This window comes from Nostoc sp. CCY 9925 (genome assembly GCF_963920935.1).
Lineage (GTDB): Bacteria > Cyanobacteriota > Cyanobacteriia > Cyanobacteriales > Nostocaceae > Nostoc.
The window spans coordinates 1-17,779 of sequence record NZ_CAWUDO010000012.1 but is presented as its reverse complement, the minus strand read 5'-3'; the positions used below and the strand labels follow the sequence as shown (position 1 = coordinate 17,779).

Annotated in this window: 16 protein-coding genes; 5 read left to right on the top strand and 11 right to left on the bottom strand. The window is 42.7% G+C overall.

What is annotated here, in order from left to right; translation table 11 throughout:
- The first annotated feature begins 320 nt into the window (after positions 1 to 320).
- Positions 321 to 1,643: a hypothetical protein gene (locus ACM0OY_RS08855; protein ID WP_414568496.1), complete on the top strand. Its 1,323-nt coding sequence runs from the start codon at positions 321 to 323 to the stop codon at positions 1,641 to 1,643.
- A gap of 97 nt (positions 1,644 to 1,740) precedes the next feature.
- On the opposite strand, the gene ACM0OY_RS08850 is transcribed toward ACM0OY_RS08855, so the two are convergent.
- Positions 1,741 to 2,763: an isopenicillin N synthase family dioxygenase gene (locus ACM0OY_RS08850; RefSeq protein ID WP_414568495.1), complete on the bottom strand. Its 1,023-nt coding sequence runs from the start codon at positions 2,761 to 2,763 to the stop codon at positions 1,741 to 1,743.
- Positions 2,764 to 2,970: 207 nt separating this feature from the next.
- Here ACM0OY_RS08850 and ACM0OY_RS08845 point away from each other — a divergent pair, with 207 nt between their 5' ends.
- Both ACM0OY_RS08845 and ACM0OY_RS08840 read left to right on the top strand, forming a co-directional pair.
- Positions 2,971 to 3,627 carry a class I SAM-dependent methyltransferase family protein gene (locus ACM0OY_RS08845; protein WP_414568494.1) on the top strand — a complete coding sequence of 219 codons (657 nt, stop codon included), beginning with the start codon at positions 2,971 to 2,973 and terminating at the stop codon, positions 3,625 to 3,627.
- Positions 3,628 to 3,630: 3 nt separating this feature from the next.
- Positions 3,631 to 4,851, top strand: coding sequence for a glutathione S-transferase family protein (locus ACM0OY_RS08840; protein ID WP_414568493.1), 1,221 nt, complete (start codon positions 3,631 to 3,633; stop codon positions 4,849 to 4,851).
- 451 nt (positions 4,852 to 5,302) lie between these two features.
- Here the strand turns inward: ACM0OY_RS08840 and minE are convergent, their stop codons facing one another.
- From minE to ACM0OY_RS08810, 6 genes are all read right to left on the bottom strand, one after another.
- Positions 5,303 to 5,593 carry a cell division topological specificity factor MinE gene (gene minE / locus ACM0OY_RS08835; protein WP_193915198.1) on the bottom strand — a complete coding sequence of 97 codons (291 nt, stop codon included), beginning with the start codon at positions 5,591 to 5,593 and terminating at the stop codon, positions 5,303 to 5,305.
- Positions 5,594 to 5,628: 35 nt separating this feature from the next.
- Positions 5,629 to 6,435 (bottom strand): septum site-determining protein MinD, encoded by an 807-nt coding sequence (gene minD, locus ACM0OY_RS08830; protein ID WP_414568492.1) that lies wholly within the window; start codon positions 6,433 to 6,435, stop codon positions 5,629 to 5,631.
- 258 nt (positions 6,436 to 6,693) lie between these two features.
- A complete protein-coding gene (gene minC, locus ACM0OY_RS08825; protein ID WP_414568491.1) occupies positions 6,694 to 7,725 on the bottom strand; it encodes a septum site-determining protein MinC in 1,032 nt (343 codons plus the stop codon).
- A 260-nt stretch (positions 7,726 to 7,985) separates the two neighbouring features.
- Positions 7,986 to 9,320: a four-carbon acid sugar kinase family protein gene (locus ACM0OY_RS08820; RefSeq protein ID WP_414568490.1), complete on the bottom strand. Its 1,335-nt coding sequence runs from the start codon at positions 9,318 to 9,320 to the stop codon at positions 7,986 to 7,988.
- A 175-nt stretch (positions 9,321 to 9,495) separates the two neighbouring features.
- The gene (locus tag ACM0OY_RS08815; RefSeq protein WP_414568489.1) at positions 9,496 to 10,158 is read right to left on the bottom strand and encodes a hypothetical protein; all 663 of its coding nucleotides are present in this window, start codon (positions 10,156 to 10,158) and stop codon (positions 9,496 to 9,498) included.
- A 160-nt stretch (positions 10,159 to 10,318) separates the two neighbouring features.
- On the bottom strand, positions 10,319 to 10,783 hold the full coding sequence (locus tag ACM0OY_RS08810; protein ID WP_414568488.1) for a DUF29 domain-containing protein: 465 nt from the start codon (positions 10,781 to 10,783) through the stop codon (positions 10,319 to 10,321).
- 238 nt (positions 10,784 to 11,021) lie between these two features.
- Between ACM0OY_RS08810 and ACM0OY_RS08805 the strand changes: the two genes are divergently transcribed.
- Together ACM0OY_RS08805 and ACM0OY_RS08800 are read left to right on the top strand one after the other, a co-directional pair.
- Positions 11,022 to 11,495 (top strand): hemerythrin domain-containing protein, encoded by a 474-nt coding sequence (locus ACM0OY_RS08805; RefSeq protein WP_414568487.1) that lies wholly within the window; start codon positions 11,022 to 11,024, stop codon positions 11,493 to 11,495.
- Positions 11,496 to 11,686: 191 nt separating this feature from the next.
- Positions 11,687 to 12,820, top strand: coding sequence for a Gfo/Idh/MocA family protein (locus tag ACM0OY_RS08800; RefSeq protein ID WP_414568486.1), 1,134 nt, complete (start codon positions 11,687 to 11,689; stop codon positions 12,818 to 12,820).
- Positions 12,821 to 12,925: 105 nt separating this feature from the next.
- Here ACM0OY_RS08800 and ACM0OY_RS08795 read toward each other — a convergent pair whose 3' ends face one another.
- From ACM0OY_RS08795 to ACM0OY_RS08780, 4 genes are all read right to left on the bottom strand, one after another.
- On the bottom strand, positions 12,926 to 14,215 hold the full coding sequence (locus tag ACM0OY_RS08795; RefSeq protein ID WP_414568485.1) for a Glu/Leu/Phe/Val family dehydrogenase: 1,290 nt from the start codon (positions 14,213 to 14,215) through the stop codon (positions 12,926 to 12,928).
- A 146-nt stretch (positions 14,216 to 14,361) separates the two neighbouring features.
- Positions 14,362 to 15,546, bottom strand: a complete 1,185-nt coding sequence (locus ACM0OY_RS08790) for a beta-ketoacyl-ACP synthase (RefSeq protein WP_414568484.1) — start codon at positions 15,544 to 15,546, stop codon at positions 14,362 to 14,364.
- 64 nt (positions 15,547 to 15,610) lie between these two features.
- Complete coding sequence (locus ACM0OY_RS08785) at positions 15,611 to 16,423, bottom strand: peptidylprolyl isomerase (RefSeq protein WP_414568483.1); 813 nt, start codon at positions 16,421 to 16,423, stop codon at positions 15,611 to 15,613.
- A 163-nt stretch (positions 16,424 to 16,586) separates the two neighbouring features.
- Positions 16,587 to 17,156 carry a photosystem I assembly protein Ycf4 gene (locus ACM0OY_RS08780; protein WP_414568482.1) on the bottom strand — a complete coding sequence of 190 codons (570 nt, stop codon included), beginning with the start codon at positions 17,154 to 17,156 and terminating at the stop codon, positions 16,587 to 16,589.
- Positions 17,157 to 17,779 lie beyond the last annotated feature (623 nt).

Here is a 17,779-nt window from a genome sequence, read left to right as displayed (position 1 = left end):
TAGCTCGAACTGTAACCTAAATACCCTAGAAAAGGGGTGCTTATGGTGTGGTTGAGTTTATCTACACCTCAATTAAGCATCTGTAGTAACTACTGAGTTATCAGTACAGTTACTATACTCGCATATTTTCGTAAAAAAATACTCAGTATTGAAACAAAGAAAAGGTGTACTTAATGATACGTTTTTACCAGGTTCTGCAAATGAAGAAATTATTTAGTAAAAGCTTTTAGTTTCTTGTTATACATATAATTATCGCCTGCTCCATTGCTGCATAGGTATTGCTCCTCACATAAGCAACCGCCCCTCTAGAGAATCTACAAATGCTTAAACCCCTTTTGCTGTCAGGATGGTTCCGCGCCCAACCATTTCTCAATTACGTTGTCGTTGTGATATTGATCGCACCTTTGTTAGGGGCATCCGGTCACTCGGCTTCAGTAAAATCCGAAGTCGTTAAACCAACTTCAATTACTGAAGAGTCTGAGCCTGTGTCAAAGGAAATAGCTTTAGTTGGGGAACCTGAGATAGCTGAGACATTAACAGTAGATCGAGTCAACTCATCGGCAGAAGAATTTGACTCTGTGCCCACACAAAGCATTGTTATTCAGGAACCGCAAGTATTACCAGAGGATAAAATTGAGTCTTTTGCACAAGCAGATAGTTCTCTCTCAAGCAGCGATTTAAACATTCCCGATTCTCTGGCAAAAGTTGAACTTGCACCATTAACAGATGTTCCTGTTGGTCAAATTAAATTAGTACAAAAACTCAAAGCTGCTAATATCAAATCTTTGAAAGAAGAAAAAAATTCTTTCTCTAGAAAAAAACCTTTTATTGAATCATTGGCAGCGGCTCAAGTAGCACCAATTATCAGAGAATCACAACCAACCATAACAACGGAAATACCTACTACTGAAACAGTTGATGAATCCCAAGCAGAACAAATAGATCCCATCGGCAGCCCTCATCCTATTCCTTGGAAATGGATTACAGCTACTCAAGAGGCTATTGGTTCTAACGGTGGTTCTGGAGTGCGCCATTACCGCAGCGTACCCGTGCTTTCTCCAGATGGAAAATATGCTGTTTATAGCCGGGTGCAACTAGAAGTAAAACCGGAAATGTACAACAGCCGTGTCACCAGCGTTATGTTTGTACAAGATATGCAAACTAAGAAATTGTGGGTGATGGCTTCAACTACTCCTGTTAGCGATCCCCTATTAAAAACCAAAGCTTTCAAGGCGGTATCATCAGAAGAAACTGATACAAGCGGTCAGATTGGGGTGTTAGTTCCCGTTAGTTGGTCGGAAAAAGGCGATCGCTTTTTGGCACGCAAGTTTGAAGGCGTATTTAACACAGGTGATTCTACAGATAGTGCCGTGATTTGGGATCGGCAAAAGAATCACGCTAACACTGTTGCTCCCGCTAATCAGGAACATGACGATGAGAAGATTGCAGTCTTGCTAGGCTGGAGTAAAAGGCAACCCGATCATGTGCTATTTCGTGCAGGTGAACTAGGCGAGGAAAACTGGCCTTTGGTGAAAGTTGCTAATGATGGCAAGACTGTCACTACAACAGACGACGATCAGCCTATTACTTTTGGTAAACAGGTTACAGAAATTTGGGCAGGTCCACAAGTTGCTTATCGATAGTTAATAGAAAATTTGATTAACTCCCGTTGTCAGTTGTGATGGCAACGGGAATTTTTTATTTAGCTCAAAACTCCTAGATTGATACTCCCCTGACCTTCTATAAAACCGTCCGTCGCAACTCTGGAAAAACCTTAGACACCTTACTCAACACATAATCACCATAGGTTCCGCGAAAATCATGAACGCTAGCCCGATCCCAGCGTTCCTTTTTGTCATCATTTATCAGTAATCCATCCAATTCAATCCGCTTTACCTCAGCATTGAAATTTGGATCGAAGAAGAACGGAAACGAAAGGCGATGGCGTCCTGACAAATTCTGAACCCGATGAGGTGTAGAACGGTACAAACCTCCCGTCATCCGATCTAGCATATCGCCAATATTACAAACAAAGGAATTAGGAATAGGAGACGCAGCAACCCAGCCAGATTTTGATTTCACTTGCAATCCGCCTGAATCATCTTGCTTAAGAATAGTTAGGATACCGTAGTCAGTATGTTCGCCAACTCCCCATTTATCTTTAGAATCTGATGGTGATGAATAGGCAGGGTAATTAAAAATACGGAATAATATTAGTGGGTCTGCTGTGTAGCGGTCAGCAAAATAAGATTCTTCCAGCCCCAAACTCAGAGCAATACCAGCCATCAGTGTGTGTCCAAGGTGGGTCATTGCCTCCATATATTCAAGTACTGTCTCACGAAACAGTGGAATATTAGACGGGAAGAGGTTAGAACCATGCATAGGAGTGCCATCTTGTACTAGTGGATGTTCCTCTCCTAGTTGGACACCAAAGTAAATACCTTCCTTTTGGTCGGGTTTACCAGATGTTAGCTCGCCTCCCACCGGAAAATACCCCCGCCATGCTTTACCACCCAAAGCCATGCGAATTTTCAATTTAGTTTCTAAATCTTGGGCAAAAAATTGTCGGCTAAGTAGTTCTAAGCGTTGCTGTAAATCCTCGTCTACGCCATGTCCAACGATATAGAAAAACCCAGACTCGCAACATGCTTGCCTAATTTCAGAAGCGACTATGTGGCGTTCATCTGTTCCAGAAACCAAGGCGCTAATATCAACGATCGCAATCTGCGAAAACCCTTCATCCACAACTGCCGAGATTTTCATCTTGTTATCCTCCTCGTTGTGTACGGTTTTAGCTTCATATAAACACGATTATGACGTACACAGACATTGGTCGAACAGCCCTACAATACAAGACTTGATTTTGGATCGACTTCTATGGTAACTTGCGTTCATTAAAACTACTAATCGTTTATAGATTTACCGTAGTTTTATTTTACGGTAATTTGTATGACATGGGAATCACTCCTTATGCCAAAAGACTGGTTTGAATGGCACGATCTCTACAACACTGAGCCAGTATTGCAACAGCGTCTAGAAATCGTGCAGGAATATATTGCTTATAGCTTGAATGCATCTGGACATGGCACTGTCCATATAGTGAGCGTTTGCGCGGGTGATGGACGAGATTTACTAGGAACTTTAAAAAATCACCCTCGTAAGCAGGATGTTTATGCAAGGCTTGTGGAAATAGATTCAAATTTAGTTGAACGTGGACGGGCAACTATACAATCTTTGGGTTTAGCCAAGCAAATTGAGTTCGTCAACGGTGATGCAACTATCGCCGCCAACTATGTAGGAGCAGTTCCAGCAGATATTGTGCTTGTGTGTGGTGTCTTTGGGAATCTGCCTGAGGAAGTTGAACTTAACCGCTTGTTGGACAACCTGAGTTTTCTGAGTAAAGAAGGTGCTTTTGTTATCTGGACTCGCGGACATTCTAATGGTATTCCTTACTCTGATAATGTGCGGAAAACTTTCCGTGCGTCTGGATTTGAGGAAGTGAACTTCAAACTCACTGCCACAGGAAACATGGGCGTAGGTATTCATCGTTACCTTGGCAAAAATTTCACTGAACCCAAAGAACAACAGTTATTTGTGTTTTCTGGCGTTGCTAATAAAGCGAGATAAAATATGTCTATTCAAAATTCGGTGTCCAGTTGGGAAGACCTGTTAGAGACTGCGAGAAAAAATACTTCTGCTCGTAGGGTGAAAAGACCAGGGCAATCTCCTTCTACTGCACCAATCCCCACCGGTTTAGATAAACTTTCCCCAAATACAGAACCGCCAGTCCTCCTTTATCGAGATACTAATTCCTGGTGTCCTTTCTGCGAGCGAGTCTGGTTTGCACTGGAAGAAAAGGAAATTCCATTTGCAACGGAATTCATCGATTTGAGTAATATACCCCAGTGGTATAGAGATTTGGTTCCCACATCCCTTGTCCCTGGTGCAAAAATTGAGGGCAAATTAGTCTACGAATCTAAAGATATTCTCCTAGTTTTAGAAGAACGATTTAGCAGTCCCTCCCTACTTCCTGAAGATCCACAAGAAAACGCGATCGCCAGACAGTGGGTTGAAGATGCCGAAACTAATGGATTTAGAGAGATTGCCTATAAATTTTTAAGACAAACGCCTACAGATGCTGATGAGTTAGCAAATTTCCAGACAGCATTTGAAGCTAAATTAGATGAGCTTGAGCAAGCCTTGGGTAAATACTCTGGCCCCTACTTTGTCTCAAGTTTTAGCTTGGTAGACATTATGTATAGCCCTCATCTAGATAGATTGGCGGCTAACTTACCTGTATACCGAGGCTATCACATCAAAGGAAATCCCCGCTTCTCCCGGATCAATGCTTGGTTTGAGGCACTGAATCAGCATCCTGCATACCATAGGGTGAAGTCGGATGACACCACAAATAATTTACTTCTGCGCCGCAGATGGGGTGCATCACCGGTGGGGAATCCATTGCCATTGGACGCAGCAGCTAGTCAGGAAATCCAATATCGAGCGGAAGCAGCTGAGCGACTGAGCGATAACCGAGAAGTTGCGACTAAAGATATTCTGAAAAACTCTGGGGTGCAAACTTTAGCAACAAATGGCGATATCTCGGCGATCGCAGAAGCGATTGACTTTCACCTCAGATTGCTGGCAGACTATCTGATTAATGGAAATAATGTCCCATTACCTTGGGGTAGAGTTGGTGGAAAAGAAAATATCGATCCAACCTTAGCTGCTGTTGGAGCTATTACTCTTGCCTATCTGAGAAATCGCATCTGTGCGCCGCGAGATATGAGTGCTGGCGCAGCAACAGCTTTTCGCGCAGCAGCAGATAAAGTGTTGGCATCTATTTATTAGACTTCTTGCAGAAGTAGGGAAAAGAGTAAGAAAAATCCTTTCCCTCCAAGAGTGCAAAACTATTTTTGCAAGAGACTCCATGAACACGGTTCACAACAAAGGAATGAAAATATTTCTTCCCCAGTCGCTATTTTCAAGGCAGGTCTATTGATGCAGCAGAATTCAGAATTCAGGAGTAAAACAGCCTTCATATCTGGCTACTAAACCTATGCCCAATTCTTAATTGTCCAAAAACCATGCCCTTCGTGGGCATGGTTTTTTATTATTTAACCAGCGAAAGCGTTGAATATTGAAGACTTGTAGCAAAATAAACAAAGACGAACTAGTTAAAGCAATTCGTGATGCTTAAAACTAAGGCGATGCCTACGGCAACCCTAAGAGGGAACGCACTTTATTTCCTGAAGCTATAACGTGAGGTTAATTTTAGAAATACATAAGATTAAAATTACGGCTACTTATCACCTCTTTCCCATTCAGGTATGGCGCCTTTGACTCGGCGGATGGGTAAATTTGCAATTAAAGCTGTGGTTCGTTGGTTGCTTTCTAAAGAGAACTCTAAGCCGTCTGTCTCGACTTCGACATAGCGACAGACGACATCTAGGATTTCTTGCCGCATTTTTTCCAACGTTTGGGGGTCGATGTCAGCGCGATCGTGAGCAATCACCAATTGCAGCCGACGTTTCACTTGAGTTCGACTGCTATCAGGGCCACGAGAAAAAAGTTTTTCTAGAAGTTCAATCATTACGAATAGGTCTGGGGCCGAGACTGGGAAATAAGTTAAACAATCTTTGTCCACAACAACCTTCTAAGACGCGCGAAGATGCTGTCTTGGGACGAGTCGATATCAAGAAATTCGACACTTTCCCCTTCCAATCTACGAGCAATGTTTTCAAAGGCTGTGGCAGCTAAAGAGGGAGTTTCCCCTAATACCAAAGGTTCGCCGCGATTGGTAGATACAATAACACGCTCGTCGTCAGGGATTACCCCGATCAAGGGGATGGCGAGAAGTTCCTGAACATCTTGCACTGACATCATATCATTTGCCTGCACCATTGCGGGTCTGATGCGGTTAATTATTAAATGAACACGCTTAACGCCTTGTGCTTCTAGTAATCCAACTACTCGGTCTGCATCACGAACTGAGGAAATTTCTGGTGTGCTGACAACTAGCGCTTCTTTGGCTGGACCGATCGCATTTTTAAATCCATTTTCGATGCCGGCGGGGCTATCAATAATTACATATTGATACTTTTGCGCTAGTGCATTCACCAATAACTTCATCTGTTCTGGTGTGACTGCATCTTTAGAGCGATTTTGGGCTGCTGGCAAAAGTACAAGATTAGGTTGTCGCTTGTCTTTAACCAAGGCTTGTTCTAAACGACACTCTCTTGCTAAGACTTCCACCGCAGTATAGACGATGCGGTTTTCCAGCCCTAGCAGCAAATCTAAATTTCTCAGACCAAAATCCGCATCAACCAAGGCAACTTGACGCCCCATTTTGGCTAAAGCCATGCCCAGATTTGCTGAAACGGTGGTTTTACCCACTCCTCCTTTACCGGAGGTAATCACAATAATGCGAGTCATGATAGAAATGCGGTCAATGAGGGTTCAGGAAATATAAAACTGTAAATGCAGTATAAAGTATGAAGTATCGTATCAAGTATGAAGAAATATCTGAATCTCAACGACGAGAATCAGGTATGAGTGCTTTTTTATAGCGTTTTTCGGTTATGTACAATACACTTTGCGAGGGAAAAGGGCTATGGATTAGAGTAGTGTATTCTATCTACATGAAAATCGCTATGTTTTATCCTGCATATCCTTAATGTTTTAAGTAAATATTCAGGGTTGCTTATCGGTCTTAGTCAATTGGTTTCTGGAAAAATCAGTAGCCCTGGCGATGCGAATTCCTTGGGGCGTAATATGTGCCACCTCTGGAGAAAAATGCATCGGTGATTTTTCTGGTGCCCTAGCTACAGCATCTGCGATCCGCAATTGGGTTGGTTCCATTTGCAAAGCCATAATCAGACACTCACGATTACCCCCAGCACCAGCATGAGCGATTCCACGTAGACGACCCCAGATGATAATATCTCCATCTGCAATTACAATACCACCCGGATTTACATCTCCTAAGATAATTACTGTCCCAGGATGACGAATTTCTACTCCAGAGCGTACAGTCATTTCCAAATAAAGGGCATCTGCCTGGGGTATGGCTGTAGCTTTTGGCTCTGTATGCAGAGAAGTTACGGGTTGTAGTTGCTCTACAGAATAACCAGATGTGACAGCAGCGATCGCAGTTTGCCGACGACTAGTGGAAACTGAGATTAATCGCAGTTGGACATCACTTAAAGCTTCAGCGAGTTCTTGGAGTTGTCTGGCATCTACTAGGCGGTCTTGTGCCATGAGATGTACGGGAGTGTTAGATATACGAAAGCGATCGCCAGCGTTCAAGCGCTGCCTTATTTGTTGCCAAATATCAGACCAACTGAGTTCTGAAGCAGGTACTTGAGATTCCGACGGTAAAATTAATAACAGTCGTCCCCCCTCACTTTTCAGCTGGACTTGAATATTCTGATTTACCCGATGTCCTGATAATGGTGAGTCACCGCTATTTAAATCAGTCAGGATAGAATTTGCGGAATTTGACTCTACATCCGGCTTCGCAGGAGTTGATTCTACATCCGCAAGCTCAGTATTTGATTTTAAATACAGCAGCACAGAATTTAACTCAGCATCTGGGAGAATAGAATCTGACTCTAGATCAGAAACATTAGGATTTAACTCTACCTGGGAATGAATAGAGTTTGGTTCTGCATTAGGAAGTGCAGAATTTGACTTTAGATTGGGTAATGCGGAATCAGAAGTCATGCAATACTAGCCAAAAGACAAGGGATACACCGAATAATTACCAATATTAGATCGTTTGCAAAATACAACAACATCCTTATAACATTTTGGATTTGAAATTTTCGATTGTGTACTACTAGGTCAAAGCAAGCTAGGCGTAGCGTCTGAGAAAAAAAGGTTGATTAGATAAGATTTTGGGCGCTTTCTGTTTCGCAATCATTCTTCTAATTAGTATTTAGACAAAAAAGATCTGAGGTAGTTCAAAATTATCATTATCTTGACTATGGACTTAAAGCTGTTTTAGTCAACCGTTGATAAATTGTGCCCAAAGCATCAGCATCACCGACATTACCGGGAAACAGTACCACAGGCAGATCGGGAAACTGGGGATGATTGGATGGCGTCAGCACCATTGAACAACCAGGTAAAATTTGACCGAGTAAGCGGGCTGAAGTTAAAGCTAGGCCAGTACTCAAGACATCGTTTGAGGTAATACCACCCTTACTGATTAAGAATCCGATATCAGATGGTAAGCTGCGGACAATATCCATTAATAAGGCTGAAACCTTTGCCCCAAAATCCAATCGAGTCTTCACATCCTTAAAACTCAGTTCCTGACGGCTAGTATAAACTACTGGTGTTTTACCAGCCTCGTGTACCACCCGTGCACTTTCTTGAACTTCCCTTAGCAATGCAGCAGATTGATTTGTTTGATCGTCAAGTAGTCGCGCTACATCAACTTCAATTCCCACAGTTCCCTCTACTTGCAACAACGCCTCTAACTGCTGAGTAGTTTTTTTCACATGGGAACCAACAATTACCGCGCCTGGTTTGCCTTGGCGGACGTACTGTGCCATGTTTTCAGCGGCAATAGGTTGGGGAGGTAAAACGGCTAAAGCCGTTAAAATACTGGCAGCACTGCGAAATAAAAAGCGTTTACCTTGACTGGCTGCTGTTAATATGTCTACTGCAAAGCGGTTGAGGTCGGCTTGAGTTTCACCATCAACCACAGCACACTGATTATTAGTCAGTTTTAACAGGCGTTCCAGACTCCCAGCGCGAATATCAGCCAGGAGAAACCTTTCTACTGCTTCGGTCTGAATTTTTCCTTTAGTCTTTTGTTCAACGTACTTGGGTAAGTAACTGTGATGATAGCTGAAGACCGAATCACGGGCAAATTCGGTTTCATGGACTGGGGTGGGTACACCGTCAATGATTAAATAATGCACGCTGTCACGGGTGATGCGTCCACCTTCAAAAAATGCAGGTACAAGAAAATGGGCATCAAAAGGGCCGAGTTCTTGAGCGATCGCATCTGTTTCAATGGGATAATGTCCGCGCAAAGTAGAATCGGAACGACTGACAATCAGGAAATCTTCAATTTCTTCAGCCTGCAAAGCAATTTTCAGATTTTGGCAAACTTCTTTGGTGACAGATGCGGCTGACTCTGGGGTTAAAGATCTAGTATTAGTCAGTACAAAGAAAATCGGTGAATCATCCTGCAATCCACTGCGTAAAGTGTCCAGATCCCAGTGCATTAGTAGCAAGCAGCTGTGGACTGTTTGAGAACCTGTAGGATCGTCATCTAGGACAATTATTTTGGGTTTGTTGCTCATTTAGATGAACGGGCGATTGTTTTCTGGGAAAGTATTGGGCGACTAGAAGTCGCTACTACACAAGCAAAGTCCACCTCCGTGGACTAATACAAAATCAAGGGTTTTCTAACCTGCGGAGGCAGGTTTTGTCTGTGTAGCCGTGACTTCTAGTCGCCCAAGCTTTAGAAACATTTTCTTAGCCTTTCTGCAATTTTCTGATTTCTGCTTGTACATCGATCGCAATCTGCAATGATTGATTTAAAAGTTGAGCGTATTCGCCTGCTTGACTACTTACTTGTAAGGCTTGGAGACTAGTTAAATTATTGACAAATAACTCTTGGTTATTAGCAAGCAAATTTTTATTATCTCGCAAAATTCGTTCCGTTTTTAGAGCGCGGACTAAATCTTCTCGAATCAGTTGCAGAGCGGCGGTCACTTGATCTCTATCATGGATACTGCTTTCTACATTTCCTGATGCTGCCAATTGATCATTGATATCTATGGCTTTAATCAGGTCATGATATTTATCAACTTCATCTAAAAGGATTGTCAGTCCTTCAGGAAAGGTCAACTGTCGCCAGAGGGTTCGCCCAACTAATATCGGGATTGGCACTAGAATTAGTAAAAGAATTCCAAATTTAATTGAAGACCCGATTGTTGGCAAAATAATAAAGGCATAAACAAAGCCAACGATGATTGGGGTTAGCGCCAACGTCACCAGCATTTCATTGATTAAAAAGCCTAATCGCTTCTTGCGATCTCGCAAAACAGAGGGTCGAAAAACGTCTTCTGGGTCGAACCCAGTCAAGCGTCTCAGTTCCCCTTTACTAATTTCCAAGCCTATTAAGTCCGGCTGCACGGCTGGATAACTCCTATGGAAACCCAAGTTGCGTATTTATTTTAATCGGGTTTGGTAGTGAATGTTGGTATTTATTCTTGTCGCTCAGATCCTCGACTTCTTAAAGAAGTCAGGGATCTAGTCTCCCAGGCTAATTGACTGTGATATTTGCTAAATAACATTACTCAGCAAACCAGTTTTCATCTAAAATTTGTTCTAAGGAACCAATGGGTGTTAAGGGGAATATGTCAATAGCAAGTTGAGAGCGATCACTTGCTTCTGTCCTTGCATCTTGATAACATTCATCAAATATTTCTAAAATGTAAGGCTTTAAACTAGGACTATCTTTAAGTCTATCTTTAATGTCTCTACGGAATGTTCTGATTTCCCCTTTCCAATGCCCTTCATTTCGCTCTCGTTCTCTATCCCAATATCTAAGCTTAAGCAGATGTTCAAAAAGTCGAATCAACAAACTTTTTATCCGTCGCTTTTCGCTTCTACCCATAGTTTCTAATTCTTCCAACAAATTATCTAAATCCACAGCAGAAAACTGTCCTGCGCGAAGTTGATTGATAGTTGTCCTCAGCCAAAGGTAATAATCTTGGTCGTATAAAGTCTGAGTTGTTGGTTTTATTTGTATCACCATACACTTGTTAAGCTCCTAGTAGTAGTTGTGGCTGCTAATTCTACATACTCATTATCCCTCATGCCGAGGTTATGAATTTTAGTCCTGTTGCCATTGCCATAAATATTCCTTAAGTCTAAACAAAAGCTTACTAAAAGAATGAGGTTTTAATTTACCAAATTATTGAGAATATACGAGATCCCATTGATCGATCTCCAAATTCTCAGCCCTAGAAATTGATTATTACTGAGGGGAAAAAATGGCTAAAACTAAAGCAACAGACATTCTCTCCTTAATTGAAGCAGAGCATCGCCAAGTTGAGCAACTTTTTGCAGAAGTTGAAAAAGCCAAAGGAACCAAATTGCATGAAAATTTCAATCAACTCTATAAAGCATTAAATTTACATGCCAGAACTGAAGAATTAGTCTTCTATCCTGCTTTGCGAGAATACGAAGAAACTGAACAATATGTTGAAGAAGCTGAAGAAGAACACGAGGAAGTGTCGTTAATTTTAGAAGAAATTAAGGCTCTTAAACCTAGTGACCCTGAGTTTAAAGAAAAACTCAGCGAATTAAAGGAAGCAGTTCAGTATCATGTAGAAGAAGAAGAAAGCGAAATTTTTAGTGCTGTCCGCGAGTGTATGGATAAACAAGAGCTAACTGAGCTAGGACAGGAATTTCAGAAAGCTAAAGCTCAAGTAGAACCAGAAATTGAAGCTGCACTCACAAGATAATGTAGGGAACATCTCACTTTTGTAAAAACACGTTTGCTCTGGCGAATGGAATTCGCGGCTATACAGGCAAAACCCACCTCCGTGGGTTTCATTACTATTTTTTGGTGATTTTTTTGAGAAACAGCTAGTCCAAAATGGCGCGTAATCAGTCCCTTAAAATTCACAAACTTTCTTGATGGAGAGGTACAAAAATGACTGCCACCAATGGGAAGCGCAAAATTCGTTACGCCGTTGTTGGTTTAGGTTGGTTTGCTCAAGCAGCTGCATTACCTTCCTTTACCCACGCGGAAAACTCAGAATTAGTTGCACTGGTTTCTGATGACCCCACAAAAAGAGAAGAACTGAGCAAAAAGTACGGCATAAAGCGGACTTATTCCTATGAGGAATATGAAGACTGTCTAACAAGCGGTGAGGTTGATGCAGTTTATATTGCTTTGCCTAATCACTTGCATTGTGAATACACTGTACGAGCTGCTAATCAGGCAATTCATGTATTGTGTGAAAAACCAATGGCGGTGACAGAACAAGAGTGTGAGGAAATGATTAAAGCTGCCAATGATAACGGTGTCAAACTGATGATTGCCTACCGTTTACATTTAGAAGAAGCAAATTTACAAGCAGTCGAAATTGTCCGCTCCAAGCAAATTGGCGAACCACGAATTTTTAATTCTGTTTTTACTCAACAAGTAGAAGAGGGCAATGTTCGTTTACGGAATGTAACAGGTGGTGGAACGCTTGATGATATTGGCATTTACTGTATTAATGCCGCACGTTATCTATTTCAAGATGAACCAATTGAAGTATTTGCTGTAGCTGCTAATAAGGGAGAACAACGTTTCAGCGAAATCGAAGAAATGACTAGTGTCATCTTGCGCTTTCCGAATGAGCGATTGGCAACGTTTACCTGTAGCTTTGGAGCAGCTAGCGTTGCAACTTATCAGATTGTGGGTACTAAAGGAGATTTGCGAGTAGAACCTGCCTATCCTTGGCAGGGAGAAATCAAGCATTACCTAACAATTAATGGTGAGACACAAGAGCATACCTTTGAGGATCGCGATCAATTAGCAGCTGAATTTACTTACTTCTCTAATTGCATTCTTGAAGATCAAGACCCAGAACCGTCTGGGATTGAAGGATTGATCGATGTTAGTATCATTCAAGCGCTTTACCAGTCAATTAAGAACGGTCAACCCGTACAGATACAAACTCGCGATGCCTGCGGCGGTAAACTACGCCATCAACGTCCCACATCAGCTCAAAGTATTAAGCGTCCTCCTGTTGAGGAAAACCCAGACTTAATTCATGCTGCTACACCTTCTGGTTAGTCGTAGGGTTAACCTTAAATATCCTTGAAGGATTGAGAATTCGGAATTCCGAATTTTCAATCCTTTTGGTTTATGTTAATTGAAACGACTGTATATCCTTAAATGCTAAGGATAAAGACCCCTATCAGTCAGCGCTTGAGCTACTCTACCTACCCCCAGTGTATAAGCTGCTAACCTTAAAGAAACTTGCCGCTTCTTGGACTGCTGAATCACTTGGTGGTAAGCGTGCACCATCAAATGTTCCATTTCGCGGTTGACGCGTTCCTCATCCCAAAATAGGTAAGAAAGACCCTGCACCCACTCCAAATAACTCACCACTACGCCACCTGCATTGGCCAAAATATCTGGTAGCACCGTCACACCCCGTGCCTCTAACGATAAGCTAGCCTCAAGAGTCACCGGCCCGTTAGCTGCTTCCGCAACAATCTGCGCTTGCACCTGAGCCGCATTTTCTTCAGTGATTTGATTCTCCAAAGCTGCTGGGATCAAGACATCGCAAGGCAAAGTCAATAAATCTGCATTGCTAATTGCTACTGCTTCCGGAAAACCTACAATACTCTTGCGATTCTCAGCAGCATAGGCTTTCAACTTGGGAATATCAAGACCGTCTTGAGAAAATACTCCCCCAGCACTTGTAGAAACAGCGAGAATTTTCGCTCCCGCTTCGTATAGTAATTCAGCCGCGGCACTGCCAACATTACCAAAACCTTGAATAACTACTCGCACTCCCGTCAAGGATCTACCTTGGTCTGCTAGCGCCTCACGTACAACAATCATCGCCCCGCGTCCGGTTGCCATTTCCCGTCCCCTAGAACCACCAATAGAAAGCGGCTTCCCAGTCACAACCCCTGGCACTGCATGACCGACATTCACGGAATAAGTGTCCATCATCCAAGCCATTTCACGGGCGGAAGTACCCATGTCTGGTGCAGGAATATCCACGGAAGGCCCAATATCTTTAATCAACTCGCTAATATAACGACGGCTGATCCGTTCTAGTTCCCCAACACTATAACGTTTTGGATCGATCGCAATACCACCTTTGCCACCACCGTAAGGAATACCCAATAACGCACATTTCCAAGTCATTAGCATTGCTAGGGCTGAAACTTCCCGCAATGTCACAGCCGGATGATAACGGATTCCGCCTTTGTAAGGGCCTAAAACATCAGAGTGCTGCACTCGATGTCCCGCAAGAACTTGTATTTCCCCATTATCTAGTTTCACAGGAACCGAAACTGTTACCACTTTGCGTGGATGACTGAGAATTTCTATCAATCCCTGATCTAGCCTTAATTCCCTAGCCGCAGCCTCTAGGTAACTACACGCTTGATCGAATGGACAAATATGCGCTGGAGAAGCAGCTTCCAACGGCAACACAGATGCTAAACTCATAAAATTTTCTCCTAATCGCGGTCTTTGCGCGAACCGGATCTTATATATTGCCTAGCTTACCCTTTTTTTTAGAAAAATAGGAATTTTGTAGTTTTTGTTACAGTTTTATTAAAAGCTATATGCATTGTAAATTGACATTTGACAAATTACCTTGCTAAAGCGATCGCTGCATTCTGTCCACCAAAGCCAAAACTCAAACATAGTACATAGCTAATATTACTGAAGCGTGTTGCTGTAACTATCTCTAAATCAAACTCTGGTTGCTGCAATCCTACACAAAGCGGTAAAATTTGATGCTTTAAAGCCATCAGAGAAAAAGCCACGCCCAAGGCTCCAGATGCTCCTAATGTATGACCTGAGCTTCCCTTGGTGGAGCTAACTGCTACGCCTTGGGGAAACAAATGCTGAATTACCATACTCTCCATCTGGTCATTTAGCTGGGTAGCTGTGCCATGAGCATGAATGTAATCGATATCCCTTGGCGAGAGACAACTACGTTCTAGACATTGTTTGATAGCAGCGATCGCACTTTTTCCCTGAGGTTCCGGTGAATTAGTATGATATGCATCGTTGGTTAAGCCAAAACCGAGAATTTCACCATAGACTTTTGCTTGACGCTGTTTTGCCAACTCTGCTGATTCCAAGACAAATACAGCTCCACCTTCACCCAAGGCTAAGCCTTCCCGGTGCAAATCAAAAGGATAAGCGCCAGTTTTTGCCAAAGCACCCATCTGCTGAAATCCTGCTAAAGTCAAAGGTGTAATTGGTGCTTCCACCGCCCCAGCGATCGCTTGTTGACATTGCCCAGTTTGTATAAGTAAAGCTGCTTGGGCTATAGATAAAATTCCAGTAGCACAAGCTACCATTGGTGCTAAAACTATCCCAGATGCACCAATTTGTCGCGCAGTTGCGATCGCGTTCATGTGAGGCAATGTATCGAGCCAATTTTCTAAAGAGGAGGCGCGGACGCAGGGATGGAGGGACGAGAAGAAATTTTCTGTGTCTTCTTTACTAGCCACGTCCTGATACATCTGCCGAATCAAGACTTCCCAAGATGCTTGAAAAGAGCGACTTGAACCAATTACTACAGCACAATCAGCTAAAGGTGGAACTAGTCCAGCATCTTGCAAAGCAGAAGTAACAACCAACTGAGTTAGCCTTGTCAACTCAGCTGGTTGTTGACCAATTAAACCCAGAGGAAATGGTCTAAGTTCTGGAAATGGTTGAAGTAATCGAATTCCAGATTTACCCGCTAGCAAATTTTGCCAACTTTCTTCTAAGCTTTCGCCTAAAGCCGAAACAAGACCAATACCAGTAACAACTACTTTCACAGATTTGGGAACTAGGAGTTATTATTATCACCTCTGCCCCTCTGCTCCTCTGCTCTCCATCCTCTTACTGTCCTGGTGTTTTCAAATTTTCTGCACCTTGGGTAACTTTAGCAGAGTCGATGCGATCGCCTTGCTGAATTTTGTTGACTACATCGAATCCTTGAGTGACATAGCCAAATACGGCGTAGTTACCATCTAGGAATCCTATATCTGCTAAAGCAAAATAAAACTGTGAAGAAGCTGAGTCTGGTGATTGCGATCGCGCCATCGCTACCGCACCTTGTTTATGAGGCAATACAACGGGTTGAGCAGTAGCATCAAATGTTTGATTGTAAACCGGTGTATTTGAGCCTTTCGCCTTAATTTCTAAGGGTATATAACGAATATTTCCAGTTTTGGGGTCAATATAACTACCCGTTCCCAATTGATCTATGGGAAATTTTGGGTCTTTACTTTGGGGATCGCCACCTTGAACTACAAACGGCTGGGGTTTTTCCGGAGTTCCGCGCTCAACCCTATGGAAAGCTAAGCCATCGTAAGCACCCTTTTGTACTAAATCTACAAAGTTGCCAGCTGTAATTGGGGCGTTAGTACCGTCTACTTCAATAGTAATGGGCGAGCTTTTAACTGTAAGCACTACAGTAGCTTTGCCTTCGAGCCTTGGTAAATTGGCAATTCCAGGAACACTCTCATTAGTACTTTGAGATACAGATGTTGCTTCAGTAGTTGTCTTGGTACTAGCCTCAGTTGCGTTTGAGGTAGCTGTCGATGTTGCAGAAGGACTATTAGAAGCGACTTGCTGTGTTGAACATCCTGCCAACATCAAGGCACTAACGATCGCCAGAGAAACCAAAAATTGTGAAATTTTCAACCGCATTGCTAGTTACTGATTCAACTTAAGTATCTTATCGTTTCAAGGGAAGATTGGGGACTGGTGACTGGGTATTGGTTACTGGGTGCTGGGGATTGGGTATTCGGAAAATTTTTTCTCAAGTCCCGAGTCTTTACTACCCCCTCCCTATTTCCCAGTCCCCAGTCCCTTAAAGTCCTTCTAATGATATCCCTAAGAAGCGAGCTAGCTTTGCGCCTTCTGTTTCTAACTCTGTTAAGGATAAGGGTTGTCCGACTCGTGTTAGGGGTATATCTCGACGACCCTTAACGCGGAGATACAGTGAGCGAAGGGGATTAATACCTTCTTTTACCGCTATTCGTACAGATTGCACATCTTCTATGCGACCATCTATTTCAATTCGACGGTTTTTGCCGGGAAATCCCCAACGAAATATTTTGAATGTGCTGGTTTCTTGATTAAATTCGTTGTAACCGCCTCCCACATCCCATAAAATTACTAACCATAGATATGTGGCTAGTAGCAAGCCAGCGCTGCCATATAATCCCATCACCAATCCTTGAGGGACGAATATCAGTTGAGTTGGATCGGTAACTATGAGTAAATTAATTTTTAGGTAACTGGATATGCCAGCCAGTAAAAAGCCTGTTGCTCCCAAGGTAACGATAGTTGCCCACCAGTAGTTACTAAACCGACGAGAACCGAGAACGTTTTGATGCAGCAGGCGATCGCCTTTGTTAATCGTTGTTGATGCCGTCATTTAACTACCTTGGCCTGTGAGATACTCTCTTTAAAAGTCTGCCATTGAATCGGGATATATTGCAACTGGATTAGGGAATGGGGTATGGGAGGGGCAAAGAAGACAAGGGGACAAGGTGAGAATTTATAACAAGTCTTTCCCCTTGTCCCCAATTCTCCTTGTCCTCTTCACGATGCCCTATGCCCAATTCCCAATCCCAATTGTTTAGATTTCTGAGAAAACTTGTGTCAAATTGTAAAAATTCTGATATTCATATATAAATATACGTTCGTGTTAAATACCCGATCCGCTTGCGTGTGTCTGGCCAAAACCGAACTAATATGATAAGTTAAGAATCATTAAGTTACCACAAGCTAAGTTACTAGCCAGTGGTACGTGTAGTGGCATAGCTCTGAGAAATGCTGACTTCATTAGACAGCAAGCTCTCAGAATTTCAGTAGCTTTTAGGCTGTTGAGATTGTCAAAAAAACGTTAATTCCTCACGGCTGTCGCTGAACAAAGGAAACTTTTAAGGCGGTGCTGGTTCAAAAACGTTGCAATTTTAGTAAAAAAAGAGGATTTTAGTCCGATGACCATCGCAGTTGGACGCGCCCCAAGTACAAGAGGGTGGTTTGACGTAGTAG